Source organism: Mesorhizobium sp. M1334 (genome assembly GCF_040317995.1).
Classification (GTDB): Bacteria; Pseudomonadota; Alphaproteobacteria; order Rhizobiales; family Rhizobiaceae; genus Mesorhizobium.
In genome coordinates, this window is record NZ_JAMYLM010000013.1 from 36,435 (window position 1) to 50,455 (window position 14,021).

13 protein-coding genes, 1 tRNA gene and 2 pseudogenes are annotated in these 14,021 nt (G+C 59.4%); 6 read left to right on the top strand and 10 right to left on the bottom strand.

All coding sequences use genetic code 11. The annotated features are described in order from the left end of the window. Positions 1-26: 26 nt before the first annotated feature. Positions 27-1,133, bottom strand: coding sequence for a hypothetical protein (locus NKH17_RS21105; protein WP_352898433.1), 1,107 nt, complete (start codon positions 1,131-1,133; stop codon positions 27-29). A gap of 248 nt (positions 1,134-1,381) precedes the next feature. Between NKH17_RS21105 and NKH17_RS21110 the strand changes: the two genes are divergently transcribed. Next, positions 1,382-2,275: a D-alanyl-D-alanine carboxypeptidase family protein gene (locus tag NKH17_RS21110; RefSeq protein ID WP_352898431.1), complete on the top strand. Its 894-nt coding sequence runs from the start codon at positions 1,382-1,384 to the stop codon at positions 2,273-2,275. Between the two features lie 38 nt (positions 2,276-2,313). Here the strand turns inward: NKH17_RS21110 and NKH17_RS21115 are convergent, their stop codons facing one another. Continuing rightward, positions 2,314-3,123, bottom strand: coding sequence for an AraC family transcriptional regulator (locus tag NKH17_RS21115; RefSeq protein WP_352898429.1), 810 nt, complete (start codon positions 3,121-3,123; stop codon positions 2,314-2,316). A 288-nt stretch (positions 3,124-3,411) separates the two neighbouring features. Between NKH17_RS21115 and NKH17_RS21120 the strand changes: the two genes are divergently transcribed. Then, a complete protein-coding gene (locus NKH17_RS21120; protein ID WP_352898427.1) occupies positions 3,412-4,332 on the top strand; it encodes a zinc-binding dehydrogenase in 921 nt (306 codons plus the stop codon). A 162-nt stretch (positions 4,333-4,494) separates the two neighbouring features. Next, positions 4,495-4,571: transfer RNA gene (locus NKH17_RS21125), tRNA-Arg, on the top strand. Positions 4,572-4,986: 415 nt separating this feature from the next. Here NKH17_RS21125 and NKH17_RS21130 read toward each other — a convergent pair. Beyond that, positions 4,987-6,123, bottom strand: a pseudogene (locus NKH17_RS21130) (restriction endonuclease); the annotation flags it as partial. Here NKH17_RS21130 and NKH17_RS21135 point away from each other — a divergent pair. Together NKH17_RS21135 and NKH17_RS21140 are read left to right on the top strand one after the other, a co-directional pair. Further along, positions 6,085-6,312 (top strand): hypothetical protein, encoded by a 228-nt coding sequence (locus tag NKH17_RS21135; protein WP_352898425.1) that lies wholly within the window; start codon positions 6,085-6,087, stop codon positions 6,310-6,312. The pseudogene NKH17_RS21130 and the gene NKH17_RS21135 sit on opposite strands and share 39 nt — an antisense overlap. Positions 6,313-6,492: 180 nt before the next feature. Beyond that, positions 6,493-6,723, top strand: coding sequence for a hypothetical protein (locus tag NKH17_RS21140; protein ID WP_352898422.1), 231 nt, complete (start codon positions 6,493-6,495; stop codon positions 6,721-6,723). 135 nt (positions 6,724-6,858) lie between these two features. On the opposite strand, the pseudogene NKH17_RS21145 reads toward NKH17_RS21140, so the two are convergent. The 5 genes and pseudogenes from NKH17_RS21145 to NKH17_RS21165 form a co-directional block, all read right to left on the bottom strand. Then, positions 6,859-7,584, bottom strand: a pseudogene (locus tag NKH17_RS21145) (DEAD/DEAH box helicase family protein); the annotation flags it as partial. After that, complete coding sequence (locus NKH17_RS21150; RefSeq protein WP_352898420.1) at positions 7,581-7,820, bottom strand: hypothetical protein; 240 nt, start codon at positions 7,818-7,820, stop codon at positions 7,581-7,583. The gene NKH17_RS21150 and the pseudogene NKH17_RS21145, both read right to left, overlap by 4 nt. Then, a complete protein-coding gene (locus NKH17_RS21155) occupies positions 7,817-8,854 on the bottom strand; it encodes a DNA methyltransferase (protein WP_352898417.1) in 1,038 nt (345 codons plus the stop codon). Before NKH17_RS21155 ends, NKH17_RS21150 begins: the two co-directional genes overlap by 4 nt. A 3-nt stretch (positions 8,855-8,857) precedes the next feature. Next, on the bottom strand, positions 8,858-9,385 hold the full coding sequence (locus tag NKH17_RS21160) for a DNA methyltransferase (protein ID WP_352898415.1): 528 nt from the start codon (positions 9,383-9,385) through the stop codon (positions 8,858-8,860). Beyond that, positions 9,385-12,324 (bottom strand): SNF2-related protein, encoded by a 2,940-nt coding sequence (locus tag NKH17_RS21165; protein ID WP_352898413.1) that lies wholly within the window; start codon positions 12,322-12,324, stop codon positions 9,385-9,387. The genes NKH17_RS21160 and NKH17_RS21165 overlap by 1 nt, the downstream gene beginning before the upstream one ends. A gap of 291 nt (positions 12,325-12,615) precedes the next feature. Here NKH17_RS21165 and NKH17_RS21170 point away from each other — a divergent pair, with 291 nt between their 5' ends. Beyond that, the gene (locus NKH17_RS21170) at positions 12,616-12,849 is read left to right on the top strand and encodes a hypothetical protein (RefSeq protein WP_352800917.1); all 234 of its coding nucleotides are present in this window, start codon (positions 12,616-12,618) and stop codon (positions 12,847-12,849) included. Positions 12,850-12,957: 108 nt separating this feature from the next. On the opposite strand, the gene NKH17_RS21175 is transcribed toward NKH17_RS21170, so the two are convergent. Further along, positions 12,958-13,266 (bottom strand): hypothetical protein, encoded by a 309-nt coding sequence (locus tag NKH17_RS21175; protein ID WP_352477109.1) that lies wholly within the window; start codon positions 13,264-13,266, stop codon positions 12,958-12,960. Positions 13,267-13,340: 74 nt separating this feature from the next. Continuing rightward, entirely contained in the window at positions 13,341-13,859 is a 519-nt protein-coding gene (locus NKH17_RS21180; protein WP_352898411.1) for a metallophosphoesterase, read from the bottom strand. Between the last annotated feature and the right edge of the window lie 162 nt (positions 13,860-14,021).

Below are 14,021 nucleotides of genomic sequence, written 5' to 3' on the forward strand. Positions count from 1 at the left end.
TTTCAAACGCGGCTTGTGCCAGGCCTTTAATCGGGCGTGGACTGGCCGATCCGCAGGAAATCGCTGTCGAAGCCAATGTCGCGCACGGCACCGTCAGCCGCCAGGATGCGCATGCGGCCCGGCGAGGTCGTGACGTCGCGCGGCGGCTTGCCGGACGGCCATGGCAGCGCGCCGATGACATGGCGGAACGAAAAGCGGCGCCCTTCGGCAAGGGCAAAGGCGGTCGCCACGCCTTCATGCTTCAGCCAATTATCGCCGAGCGACGCGGCATGACCGACGGCGGTGCGGCCGTCCTCGATGCCGAGCACGCCGCGGTGGCGGCCGCTCCATGGCGCGTAATCGCGCCCGCCATTGCTGACCCACAGCATGGTGACCGGCAGTTCGGCCGGGTTCTTCAGCACCAGCACGAGGTCGGCTTCCGCCTGGCGCGCCAGCGCGGTCCAGCCCGGTCCGCCATGGTCGGCCTCGACCAGCGTGACGAAGTCCTCACGCAGCTGGTCCATGCGATAGGCGGTCAGGTCGATCGTGCCGCCGTCGGCGGCGGGAAAGCGCGTCAGGTCGGTGCTGCGCGCCGGGTAGGCGAGCAAAGAGCGGCCGCGGGCCGGATCGGGCTCCGGCGGTTCGTTCGGCGTCGCGGCAAGGCGCTTCGGCGAGAACGCCAGCCTGCCGCCGGCCTTCATCACGGTCATCGGGTGATGGGCGACCGGAATGGCGCCGGCCCCGCCGGAAAAGACGTGCTCCTGATAGAGAAAGGGATGATCGTCGCGCACGATCAGGATCTTGTCGACGGTTGCGCCCATGACCAGGCGCTGCAGCCGCAAGACGGCGCGCCAGCCATCGGCCGTTGCCGCGCTGTCGACGACGTCCCAGCGACTATTGGCCGGCCAGCCATGCAAAGGTGCCGCTTCGACGTCGCTAATCGAGAACGGCGCGCACAGGAAATCGCCGGACAAGTGGACCGTACCTTCGGGCAGGTCTTTCGGCAGCATCTCGCGCGGCTCGCCGACCCAGGGGGCGCGATGCAGCGGCTTCAGCCGTCGGCCATCGATATCGACCGCCATGTCGGCGAGATGGCCGACGGCAAGATCGACCGATACCGAAATGCCTTTTGCCGTGATCGTGACCGTATCCATGTGCACCTACCGATTCTGCCAGCCCGAATTCCGGCGGCCCGATTCTGCCGGCGCCAGCAAAGCCCACTCGCCGCCGGTTGCGCAAGCGTGGTGGCCGGCAATTCCCATCAGACGGCTCGGCACAGCGGCCATGTTGGCCTGTGGACAGGGCACCAATCCAGGCCCGACCGATATTAACCAAATGGACTGTGCCTTTGCGGTAAGATAGCTTCGCCTCGTCTCAGAAACAGCCTGCCTTCGGAACCGACTTGTCCGCCTTGCGCTTCTTTCCGCTCATTCACAATTACGTCGCGGTGCTGGCGCTGCTGCTGTTTGCTGCCGGCTGCACGACGGTGACGCCGCCCGACAGCGTGCTGGCCGTGCCGGCGCCGCCGCAGAAATATGCCGCGATGGTCATCGACGCCGGCACAGGCAAGACGCTGTTCGAGGTCAACTCCACGGCGCCACGCTATCCGGCGTCACTGACCAAGATGATGACGCTCTACCTTCTTTTCGAGGCGCTGGAGTCGGGGCGGATCAGCAAGGAGACGCAAATTCCGGTATCGGACAACGCCGCGCGGCAGCCGCCGACCAAGCTGCGGTTCAGGCGCGGCGAGACGATCGACGTCGATTCGGCGATCCGCGCCATCGTCGTCAAATCGGCCAATGACGTGGCGGTCGCCGTTGCCGAATATCTCGGCGGCAGCGAAGAGGCGTTCGCCGGCATGATGACCGCCAAGGCACGCCAGATCGGCATGAGCAGCACCGTCTTCCGCAACGCCTCGGGCCTGCCGGATGGCGACCAGCACACGACGGCGCGTGACATGGCGGTGCTCGGTATGGCGCTGCACACCCGCTTCCCGCAGCATTTCCACTATTTCTCCGACAGCGACTTCATGTTCCGCGGCAGGCTGGTGCGCGGCCACAACGACATGCTCGGCCGGGTGCGCGGCGTCGACGGCATCAAGACCGGCTACATCAGAGCTTCGGGTTTCAACATCGTTACCTCCTATAATGCAGACGGGCACAGGCTGATCATCGTGGTGATGGGCGCCGACAGTGCGCGCCAGCGCAACGACCATGTCGAGGCGCTGATCCAGCGCAGCCTGTCGACGGCGACGGCGAATGCGACGACGCGGCTGCTGTATGCCGAGCAGCAGTGAGGGTTGACGTCCGGGTGGGCGGCGGAGCGGGGCGCTCATCAGGCGACAAACGCAGAGCCGCCATTTTGCGCGACACTGCTAAGATACTTTGCCGGCGGCTTGCCAAGCGCTTTCTTGAACATGGTGATGAAGGCGGTGACCGATTCATAGCCGAGATCGGCCGAAACCTGCTGCACGCTGGCGCCGGAGGCCAGCTCGCGCATCGCGACGATCAAGTGCAATTGCTGGCGCCAGCGCCCGAAGGTCAGCCCTGTCTCCTTGACCACGAGACGTGCGAGACTGCTCTCGCTGAGCGCGACGCGATTGGCCCATTCCGCCAGGGTGCTGCGGTCGGCGGCATCTTCCGCCAGCGCCGCGGCGATGCGCCTCAAGCGCGGCTCGGACGAGATCGGCAAATGTAGTCGCTGGACAGGCATGCGCGGCAGTTCGGATAGCAGTACCATGGTCAGGAGTTCGCCCCTCGCTTCATCGTCCTCACCGCCATCCGCCAGCTCGATGATGAGCTCGCGCAGCAACGGCGAGATCGAAAGCGTGCAGCACCGGTCCGGCAGGTCGGCAGCTCCCGGTTCGATATAGACGAAAAAAATCCGTGCATTGGCGGTCGCGACGTTGCTGTGCTGCATGCCACCCGGAATCCACACCCCGCAATGAGGCGGCACCATCCACAGGCCGCTGGGAACGCGACATGTGACGCCACCTCCCAGCGCGAAGACGAGTTGCGCCTTGCGGTGGCGATGGTCCGGCACCTCCGCCCTGGTCTCGGGAACGTCGACGCGCACGGCAATTGCCGGTGCAAGGACGTCATCGGGATTGAAATTCGGCCAGGGGTAGCGAAGCGGCTGTCTCATTTTGACTGATTTTAGCGATCAATTGGCACGATATCTAAATCCTGCCATCGGCAAAGTCGATAGGCTCCGACTGCGAATGAGTCAGGAGCCTGCAAAAATGATGAGAAGATTGGTCAGACGCCCGGCGGTCGATCGCATCGTCAGCGGCCCTCGGAAGCGGCGACGGCTTGGCCTGTTCGGCCCGCTGCCTCGACGTGCGGCTGGGCTCCGAGACCCTCCGCCCCGCGCCTGTCCGCCAAGCCGGGCACGTCCGAGGCATGGCACGCCGCAGCAAGGAGGCATGACGCCATGCTCGCTTTAGTCACCTCTCTCGACAGCGCCACAGGGTTGAAGCTCGCCGAGCTTGACGAACCCGAGCCCGCCCCGCACGAGGCGCTGGTCTCGGTCCGCGCCGTCTCGCTGAACCGCGGCGAACTGCGCCTGCTCAACATCCGCCCGAACGGCTGGGTGCCTGGCCAGGACGTCGCCGGAATTGTCGAGCGCGCCGCGGCCGACGGCTCCGGGCCGGCCGTCGGCGCCCGCGTTGCAGCTCTGGTCGACCAGGCCGGGTGGGCCGAAAATGTTGCCGTTCCAACCGACCACCTCGCCATCCTGCCGGACGACGTCAGCTTCGTTGCCGCCGCCACTGTCCCTGTCGCAGGCACGACCGCGCTGCGGACCCTGCGCCTCGGCGGCGACCTGGCCGGCCAGCGGGTCCTGATTACCGGCGCAAGCGGCGCGGTCGGCCGTTTCCAGGTCCAGCTCGCCCGCCAGCAGGGCGCGTCGGTGACGGCGGTCGCCGCCGCTCGGCATGCCGCGGATCTCCGCAACCTGGGAGCCGGGCGGGTCGTCGAAACGGTCGAGCTGGCCGAAGGACTGTTCTCGCTGATTACCGAATCGGTCGGCGGCGACAGCCTCGCCCACGCGATCGAACGGGTGGCGCCTGGCGGGACCGTCGTCATGTTCGGCTCGAGCAGCGGCGAACTCACGCCCATCGGCTTCCGCGAGTTCGTGCCGGGTCACGAGGGCGCGCGGCTTCAGACCTTCGCCTACTACACGTCCGGTCCGGAGGTCGGCGCCGACATCGCCTCGCTGCTCGCGCTGATCGCAGCCGGCCAGCTCGAAACGCGCGTGGTCCTGACCGTGCCGTGGCGAGACGTCGGCCAAGCCCTCGACGCGCTGCGGCAGCGCAGCATCAGCGGCAAGGCGGTGCTTACCGTGACCGCATGAGCAGCCGCGGCCGCCGGGCGGGGCAGGTATCTATCCCAGGGGACGCTACGGCAACGTGAGTCCGTCCGCGATTGCCCGTTGAAGCCCGGCCCGGCTTCCGCTAAGAAGCCGTGGCTGGCCGGTTTACCGGCTGGTTCGTTTTCCGGATCGCCGATCCTGAAGGCACCCGTAGCTCAGCTGGATAGAGCGCTGCCCTCCGAAGGCAGAGGTCACAGGTTCGAATCCTGTCGGGTGCGCCAAAATCGATGGCTTAGTTACACCAACATTCAGTGCGACGCTGCCCCGAATGTATTCGGCAACAGCGTTTTGACAGACCCATTCTCCCCATGACGTAGCTGCTCTCGCCATTTTGCAAAGAAGGAAACCAAAGGGGGTTGAAAAAAATGCCGCGATAAGGGCAACAGAAACCCGCCGTAACAATGACTGTACCGATAGCGCTGGCGCAGTGGGATTTAGTGTGAGATCGAACTGAATCCTTAGTTCAGTATCTGCGACTACAGTATGGGTGGACAGCAAGCCAGACAGGGTCGAGTTGACCTCTACAGCATCATCCGGCACCAAGACATATCGCCAAGGCTTTGAGCCATAAGCTTTTGAGTGATGCTCGGTGGCGATCATGCACCACAGCGTCGCTGCGCGTGCCTTACGCCGAACGTCGGCGTCGTCCATATCGGACCGACGTTTCGTCTCAATGATTAGCTTTTCAGTCTTGGTCTCGACGACGAAATCCGGCTGATAGGCGTGTCCCTCGGAATCGAAAATCTTGAACTGATTGGGTCCCGGCTTCATCCAGAGTTCGACGGAGGGATCCGATTCCAAAAGGACAGCCAACTTGCGCTCGGTGTCGGAATCAAATTTCGCTTGCCAATAGCAGCCGCGCTTAAAGCCGGTGAAAATAAAACGCTTGATCTCACTGAGCCGTTCTGGAGGTGTTCGGAAGTCGCGAATTGCGTCCCTGCCCGATCCGTCGAACGCCTGCGGCTTCAACTCGCCAAAGGCCGCATTCAAGGAGACACGATACGTGGTTTGCGTCCGCCACATATGCTTGCGCATCTGGACTAGAATAGCCGTGGCCATTTCCTTGCCACGTCCTTGCATGACGTTCCGCACTTCCTCGTCATCCTTCAGGTAGGAGCGGAGCCGGGCCACCACTTGGCCAGCCAGATCGTAGAGAAGCTCAGCATGGGCGTCATAGTCGATCTCGTCGAAGTCAATCAACTTGGAGACCAGATAGTCTTCGAGCCGGGTGGGCCGATGGCCCCCATCGTCCCCGCTGATGACTGTGCGTTTCTCCGTCCTTAGAACCTGTACAAGAAGTTCACGGGAAAGGGGCTGATAGTTCCAACTACCTACATCCAATGTGAACGACCGAAACCCAAATGAAACCTGCTCCTGCGGTGTTAGCGTCAGGCTCGGAATTGCGATGGTACGGGCCACATACGCAGCGCAGAATTCTGTAACGATAGCCTCGGCACGTTCGGGCGTCACGTTTGAGAACGGGCCTTCCTTAGAGCGCTGGATGGCCATCGCGTCGGCAACGATGCGCTTGACGATCTTTTTGTCCTGCAGCTGTTGAATGGTCGTGACCTGCGATTTGATCGACGGAAGAACGTCCGTCAGCACAGTCTGTGCCAACGCCAGTTCCTCGGGTTTGTCGAACGTGAAAGCTGGTGCTGGCGGCTCTGACATGCCCTTCGGCACCGCTTCGGGTGCAAACTCCTGTTCCGTAGTGTCGGGCGTATGGGAGACTTGTTGAAGCATCTGCTGAATGATCGAGGGAGCCTCGACCATAACTGGCTTCCCTGCCGATACATCCCCGCCCTCTCCGATTCTTACCTGCTTGAGTTTGTGGATCACGCCGTCAGCTGTCTTGGCGCGTTCGATCAAATCGTTGAAGCGGTCATGAGCAATCACTGTCAGCGTATCGACCGCCTCGACACCAGTCCGTTTGCCGTAGGGAAGGCGAAGGCCCCGCCCTAGTGTCTGCTCGGTCAATATGTCTGAGGCCGAGGCGCGTAGGGGAACGATGGTGAATAGATTGGAGACGTCCCAACCTTCCTTCAGCTTGTTGACGTGAATCACGATGTCGGTATCGCCGCTTCGCTCGATGTTCAGCAAGCGCTGGGCATTTTCATCGCTTTCCTCGCCGGTTAGCTTGGAATGAATTTCAGCAACGCGGCCTTTATAACGGCCATCGAAGAAGGTTCCAGACTCAACGAATTCGCGTACCTTGCGGGCATGTTCTGTGTCTTGCGTCACCACCAGCATGAAGGGATGTACTGTACGTACCTCGTTCTGCTTAGCGTAAGTCTGGAGCGCGACCTTGACGTGCTCATGGTAGTGAATGCCGTCTTCAAGCTTGATCCGTTCGAGCATGTCCTCACTGACTGACCTCGGATCGAAATTGGCGCGGGTGCCCACCGCTGGCTCTTTGACATAGCCATCTTCCATGGCACTGGGCAGATCATAACGATAGACAACATTTTTGAAATCAGCCGATTTTGCCCCCACACTTTTAGGCGTGGCCGTTACCTCCAGACCGAGAATTGGCCTCAATTCGGCGATAGCAGCAGCGCCCGCCGATCCACGATACCTGTGGGCCTCGTCCATAAGAAGCACGAGATCGTCCAGGCCGGCGAGATACGCAAAGTAACTATCGCCGATATATTCCGATAAGCGCTTCATGCGAGGTGAACGGCCACCTCTCGCCTCCGAGTTGATTTTTGAGATGTTGAAAATGTTAATGATGGCACCTTCCTGCCCCAACATGTCCGTGCCACGCACGCCCCGTCCTTCCTCGTAGTTCTCGGCATTGACGATGAGCGGTGGCTGATGAGCGAACGCTTCGACCCCCTTGAAAACATACTTCGGACTAGAGGGTTGGAAGTCGGCCAGAAGCTTCTCATAAATCGTTAGATTCGGCGCCAATACGAAGAAGTTGCGGGATTTGCCGATCATGTATAGGTAGCTAACGAACGCTCCCATCAACCGCGTCTTCCCTACACCAGTTGCTAAAGCGAAGCAGACGCTGGGGAAATCACGCTCGAAGTCGTCGAAATCGGCATCCTCCAGATCGCCATAAGTTGTCCGGATTGCCTCACGCGCAGATTCTATGTCCGTCTCCTTCGTCGGCGCGATGAGGTCCACGATATCAGCCAAGCGTCGTAAGGATTCTGTCTGCGGCCTCCGAAGCGACAGACGCTGGTTAATCTGAGTAAAAGCTCGCTTCGGATCGACAACTAAGGCGCTCAAGCCTCCTCCTCATCGCGGTCAAAGAGGGTCGGTTGGTTAGACACCGAACCGGGCCTCCGGCGCGGTGCTTCGTCGACCTCGAGGTCTTCGTCGATCGACGGCAAGCTCTCGATCTTCAGCGAGTAGTCGTCCTTGCCCCACTCGCAGCTGTCGAGGATGGCTCCCGGAATCTTCCGGATGGTTAAGTTATCGAAGCTGTCAGTACTGGCAACTTGAAACGCCTTGCAGCAGATCAAAAGGGTGCGCTCCAGCCCGACATCTTCCGAGATCGCGCGAAGCTGTCATGGGTCAAACTGTTGGTCGTAACGTAGATAAAGTCCGTCTCCGACGAATGGCCGTGCTTCCAGTAATGTTCGGCTGAAGGCGCATAGGTGAAGCCGAAATGCTTGCACATCGCCTCGGCCAGCATCTCAGGATTGTAGGATTTTGAAATTACCCATTGGCCAAACTGGTCTTTTTCGAGAAGCGACGGCGCCAGCGCGAAATACCGGTAGCCACCACCACCCGTCCATCCAGTGATGTCGCTAATGCCGCCGGAATCTTTGCCATCGATCACACACTTCAGTCGAGGCACGATGTGCGTTTCACAGTGGTCTCCGGCCTCGATCATAATCCACCGCCTCTTCATTTTGTGGGCAACCGCGCCGGTTGTCCCCGATCCGGCAAATGAATCTAGGACGATGTCGTTTGGAGAGTCCGTTATCATCTGGATCACTCGTCGTAGCAGAAACTCCGGCTTCTTCCCTGAAGGAAAACTTACTCCCCCTTCGCTTTGAACGTTGTTAGTAGGGATGTCGGTCCAAATGTTTGAGACGGGTCGGGCAACGGCCAACTCCCCGTCAACAACTCGTAGTCCCTTCCCCAGAAAATAAACTTGCCTGCCCCTATAGAGGTATAGCGGTTCGCCGGTTTCGCGATCCAACTTGATAACGTGTTCGGACTCGCGTGAGCGGGTGATGGGTTTGTGAAGCCATCGAGCAGGCTTCTGAAGCGTTTTAGTCTCGAACACACGAAATGCGTTCTTTATTGCAAACTCGTTTGCGAGCCCTGAAACCCGCTCCGTCGCCTCTTCGGCACCAAGTTTCTTCCTTGCTAAAGACCACTGCTCGTTTGGAGTAGCGCCTTCGAACCCCAACTGTTGAAGGATATATGAGTTGATACTCTTAAATCGCCATTTCGAGCAGTCTTCCTCAAAATTCTCTATAAACCTTGAAAAATGAGCCAGATCAACTTCGGCATCACCTAAATATGGCGGATGATATTTAAACAAGTCTTAGTTCTTGGCGTATAAAAATAAGAAATTCGAAACCTGGGTAGGACCCGAATTAACTGTTTTAAAGCTCGAAATTGTCGATGATTCGACGGTGATCGTTGTGATATAGTTTTTCCTTCCAAAAACCTCATCCATAAGAACCTTGCAGTACGCTGCCTCTGTGTCATCGAGCTGTACGATGATCGCGCCGTCCTCCGCCATCAGTTCTCGAATTATCGACAGCCGCGAGTGCATCATATGGAGCCATATCGAATGCTCCAGATTATCGTCGTAGTACTCGAACGCGGACCCTGTATTGAATGGGGGGTCGAGATAGACGCATTTAACTAGCCCTGAGTGGGTGTCCGTAAGCGCTCGCAGAGCGAGAAGATTGTCACCTTTGATTAGTATATTGTCGAAAACGTCCCCCTCACGGCGCTTCCGGGCGTGGTGTGAATAGCTGTCATTTGCGATCAGAATTCTCGGCTCGAGTCGTGGGCGATCATTTTTGCCGATCCACGTCAGTTCGAGCTTGGTTTTTGCAGCCATCAGGCAAGACTCCATCGGATCGTGAAAAGCGTTGTCATCTCGGGCGTCAGGCTTAACTTTTCGGCTATTTCGTCGAGCATGCGTTCACGCTCTTCGTCAATCTCCTTCAGCCGAGTATATAACTGGTGCTGGAGGTCGTCGGCCCGCCGTTTGAGCGCCGATGCTTCCCGCTGCAACTCGACCTTCTCCTGAAGATTCTGGACCGCGCGGGCGACCTTCTTTTTTTCGTTGGCTTCCTTCGTGAGAGCCTTGATCTGCTGATCGTAAGAGACGCGGGCATCGTCGCGCCAGCTATCAAGGCGCTCTTCTTCCTCGTTTAGGAATTCTCCAAGGCGCTGTTGCGCACGCCCGACGACCTCAGTCCTGCTGGCCTCTAGAACCTTAGTCAGGTCGGTTTCCGGCGCTGTCCCGACCGTAGCTCCGATCACGGTCGCGGGCACCGTCAGCATGCGGCCGGCAGTTTCGGCATGCACGGGGGTGCCGTCATCCGTAAACGCTACACAGATCAATTCGTCGAAGGTTCGCGCCCGTGTGATCAGCTTCAGGCGAGCAACCCTCAGCCAACCGCTGTTTCCGCGCAGTGGTGCAACATCGCCAAGATTCCCGGCGTAGGCGCTGTAGTCGAACCTCATTTCCGCAGCGTCTAATTCGCGTGCCTTTGCAACTGTGACAATCTGATCTGCCAGGCCGTCATCCGCCAACCTGAAGAATTGCCATCCCCGCACATCAGCTTCGGGCCACTCCGACGAGTACGTTTTACCATCGTAGTCGAAGCGTTCGACATGGTCGGCATGAAACCGAGCGTCCGGCAGTTCCGCCCGTGCGAGGCTGAGCAGAGCGCGTTTGAACTCGTCGAGGGAAGACGCGACCGCGTCCTTGCGCAAGTGCAGGCGAGAGATGACCTTGTCGTCCATCTCGGCAAGTAGTTTGTTGCGAGCCGCCATCTTGGCTTCGTCGATTTCAAACGCGAACTCTCGCTGGAGGGCATCGAACGCGGCGTTGATCTGATCATTGTTGCGGCATGACTGCACGATGTCGAGGATGCGACGCTCAATATCCACACCGGACTCGATCGCGCCAAGCACCTCGTCCGAGGAGCCAAACACGCCATCGAAAAGCTTGAACTTTTGCTCAAGCAACTGAACGATCCGAGCTTCAGCCTGGTTTCTCCGGTTCATGAAGTTGATGACGGTCACGTCGATCTTCTGGCCGTAGCGATGGCAACGTCCGATGCGCTGCTCGACTCGCTGTGGGTTCCAGGGAAGGTCATAGTTAATCAACAGCGAGCAGAACTGAAGGTTAATGCCTTCAGCGCCCGATTCCGTTGCGATGAGGATGGTGCGGTCGTTGCGAAACGCATCCACGATGGCGGCCTTCATATCCGCCGTCTTCGAACCGGAAACGACATCTGTCCCGTGATGCGTCTCCAGCCATGCCTTGTATATGATATTGCTGTCCTTGTCGGAATTTGAGCCGTTCAGAACAACAGTCTGCCCCTTGAAGCCGTGCGCTTCCAGCAGCTCGCGCAGATAGGTCTGCGTGCGAACAGACTCGGTGAAGATCACAGCTTTGCGCTGGCCATGTTTGGCAACAATCTCGTTGAGAACTTCCGGCAGGCTATCGAGTAGCGCCTTACCCTTTGCATTCGTCTGAATCGAACCGGCGAGGTCGCGGTAGCGCTTTAGTTCATTGATCTCGGCCTGAAGGTGTTTGGGGTCGATGTCTTCGACGGCGTCGTCCGTGTCATCATCCAGCGCCTCGGCCTCGGCCGCTTGGCCTTCCTCGCGCCATTCCTCAGCTGTCTCTTGCAGCCCGTCTATATCGTCTAATGCCTCTTCGTTCACAGGCAGCTTGCGCTCCAGACGATTGACCATCTTGTCAAGTGTTGCCGCGACGGCGAAAGATGACGAACCAAGAATTTTGCGCAGCACCAAGGTGACAAGGTGGCGACCGTTCTGACCGACCGCCAACGTGTCGTCGCGCTGCAGATAGCGCGACATATGCTCGTACAGGTCGGTTTCCAGCTTGTCCGGCGTGAAGTCAAATGTCCTTGCCAGCCGATTGGTATAATTGATCAGCCCTGCCTTCTGAACCTGGCGGCGCAAGGTGCGTTTGCAGATCGGCTCCAACCGACGCGCCAGCAGCGCCTGTGAGGTACGATCCTCGCGACCACCAAACTCGGCTCGGAATGCCTGTTCGGAGCCGAAATACGTGTCATCGATGATGGTGACGAGGCCGTACAGTTCCATAAGGTTGTTCTGCAGTGGCGTGGCGGTGAGGAGTAGCTTCTGGCGACCTGCGAGCGCGTCTCGGAGGACAGCAGCCCGCGATGTCTCGGTAGCGCGATAGACGTTTCGCAGCTTGTGCGCCTCGTCGAAGACCACGAGGCTCCATCCGATACCACGAAGCTGATCCGCGATCCTAGCGGCGTACTCATAGGAAAGGATGATAATCCCTTCGCCGCGTCCGAGCGGGTTCGGCTTTCCCGCCTTGGCGAGGTCTTTCGCACGCTTCGCGTCGAGAATGACTGACGGCAGCGAGAATTTTTCGCGAAGCTCGGTGGCCCATTGTTTCCGAAGCGAGGCGGGCACGATCAGTAGAAGCTGCCGCTGCCGTTCCCACCAACGCTGGCTGAGCACCAGTGCGGCCTCAATTGTCTTTCCCAAACCGACCTCATCGGCCAGCAGTACGCCTTTTGACAGCGGGGACCGCAGAGCGAACATCGCTGCATCCACCTGATGCGGGTTGAGGTCCACGCGAGCCGATGACAGCGATTGTGTCAGTCCATCCTCTGCAGCCAAGCTTTCGCGAGTCAAAAAGTGCGCGAAATACTTGGCCTGATGCGGTGTAAAGGTCGCTACAGATTGACCCGAATCGCTCAATTCAAAATCCTCAAAAATTTCCCCAATGCGTTTATCACTGTTCCCGATTGGCGCCATTCCAAAGTTCCATGCCGCTCCCGTTCAGGCGCAAACGGCGGTGAAGCGCGTCTGCGTGAGATATCCTTGCGATGCAGCCACCCTTAGGCACTGAGCTCATTAGTCACCATTCGCTTCACGGCAACTTGCAGCGACTCTCGTCACCGATTGACCGACTTGTTCGATTGGATAGCGGTCTGGAAGGTGACCGAATGTTCTGCTCGTTCCTGACAATACCTTCGATCTCACCGATCGCCTGGAACTCAATCGGTCTCCAATGATTTGTTCGTGAGATAGTTTGAGGAGCGCCCCGTGCCCGCACCACCCGAAATGGATGTCGTCCTCGAAAAGCTGCCGTTGAGGATCGGCGCCTACATACCTGACGATCTGCTGGAGGACTGGTTTGCGCCGGGAACGGGCATGAACCCGGTCAGCAAGGAGGCGCTTGCCGCGGCCAAGAATTACGGCTGGCGCTTCGAATGCGACTTCAAGCACTACCCCGAGCGCAAGGAGGGCGTGTTCTGGAAGTGGGTGCCGGCGATCTGACCGTGCTGGACGGTTCTGCGTTTCACGGGAAACGCAGAACCGGTCTATCTTTTTGACGCAATTCCGGACGGAAAACCGTTTCACACTTTTCCTGGAATTGCTCTGGCCTCAGCCTATCGGCGTCGTCACCTTGCCGGTTCCGCCGCATTCGGGGCAGGTCCGGCCGTCGATCATGCCTGACCCTGCACAGCGCCGGCAAATGTTCTCGCCAGCGCCGGGGACGCCTGCCGGAACCTCGTCCATGTTGGTTTGAGCGGCTTGCCGGGGCTTGCCCTGCAGCTTGTTTCTCAACCGGGCGACCCAGCCTTCGTCGACCTCGAGCGGCCTGCTGCTGTCGTCCGGCAGGCCTTCGCCGGATTGGCCGATGGTTTCATTGCGCGGCCGGTCGTTCGCGCCTGTCGTGATCTTCTGAGCCATTGCCGTTGCCTTTACGCCTTGCAATTTTTCGAACGCCTCAGCTCCGCAGAGGTTCCGGTTGCGACCAGCCGACTTCAGTCGGGTTTTGCCCGCGCCGGCCGGCGGCCGCGGCTGGCGAGAATGGTGGGAAGCGTGACCGGACGAAAATCCCAGCTGTCGACACCGACGTCATACTGGCGTGTGACGGGGGTGAGCCGGCCGTGCGAATGGCCATGCAGGTCGATCGACCTCCGGCCGATCTGGTTCCAGGTGCGAAAAGGATAGTGGCAAAGGATCAGCAGGCTGCCGCCGAGCGTCAGCTCCTTGTAATGTTGCGTGCTCGCCCAACCCGTCGCGTCAATGGTGGCCGCAGCATCGTTGTTGCCGATGATCAAGTGCTTGCTGCCATGAAGAGACGACAGCAGCGACGACACGAAGGACGCCGAGCCCTTGGCAAAATCGCCGAGGTGCCAGACCTCGTCGTCCGGACCGACAGTCTCGTTCCAGAACGCAATGAGCGCCCGATCATGCTCCGCCAGCGAGCCGAACGGGCGGCGATCAATGCGCAAAATGCGCGGGTCGCTGAAATGCGTGTCGGCGGTGAAGTAGATCATGCGCGCTCGCTGGGGCCCGTTGTCGAACTGCCGCGCATGTAGGCGCGTGGCGCACCAAGTCCATCTTGCTCTCCCCAATGCTTGCTCAACCCGCTCGATCGTCGGTTGTTCCTGTAAACAGGCCCAGGCGGCTTCCGCTCGTTGGAACTTTAAGAAGGGGGA

Excerpts from the sequence above, each read along its gene's own strand:
- NKH17_RS21105 (WP_352898433.1), bottom strand. The coding sequence starts at position 1,133 with ATGGATACGGTCACGATCACGGCAAAAGGCATTTCGGTATCGGTCGAT.
- NKH17_RS21120 (WP_352898427.1), top strand. The coding sequence starts at position 3,412 with ATGCTCGCTTTAGTCACCTCTCTCGACAGCGCCACAGGGTTGAAGCTC.
- NKH17_RS21165 (WP_352898413.1), bottom strand. The coding sequence starts at position 12,324 with ATGGCGCCAATCGGGAACAGTGATAAACGCATTGGGGAAATTTTTGAG.
- NKH17_RS21140 (WP_352898422.1), top strand. The coding sequence starts at position 6,493 with ATGAATTTCAGCAACGCGGCCTTTATAACGGCCATCGAAGAAGGTTCC.
- NKH17_RS21115 (WP_352898429.1), bottom strand. The coding sequence starts at position 3,123 with ATGAGACAGCCGCTTCGCTACCCCTGGCCGAATTTCAATCCCGATGAC.
- NKH17_RS21180 (WP_352898411.1), bottom strand. The coding sequence starts at position 13,859 with ATGATCTACTTCACCGCCGACACGCATTTCAGCGACCCGCGCATTTTG.
- NKH17_RS21160 (WP_352898415.1), bottom strand. The coding sequence starts at position 9,385 with ATGGCTGCAAAAACCAAGCTCGAACTGACGTGGATCGGCAAAAATGAT.
- NKH17_RS21175 (WP_352477109.1), bottom strand. The coding sequence starts at position 13,266 with ATGGCTCAGAAGATCACGACAGGCGCGAACGACCGGCCGCGCAATGAA.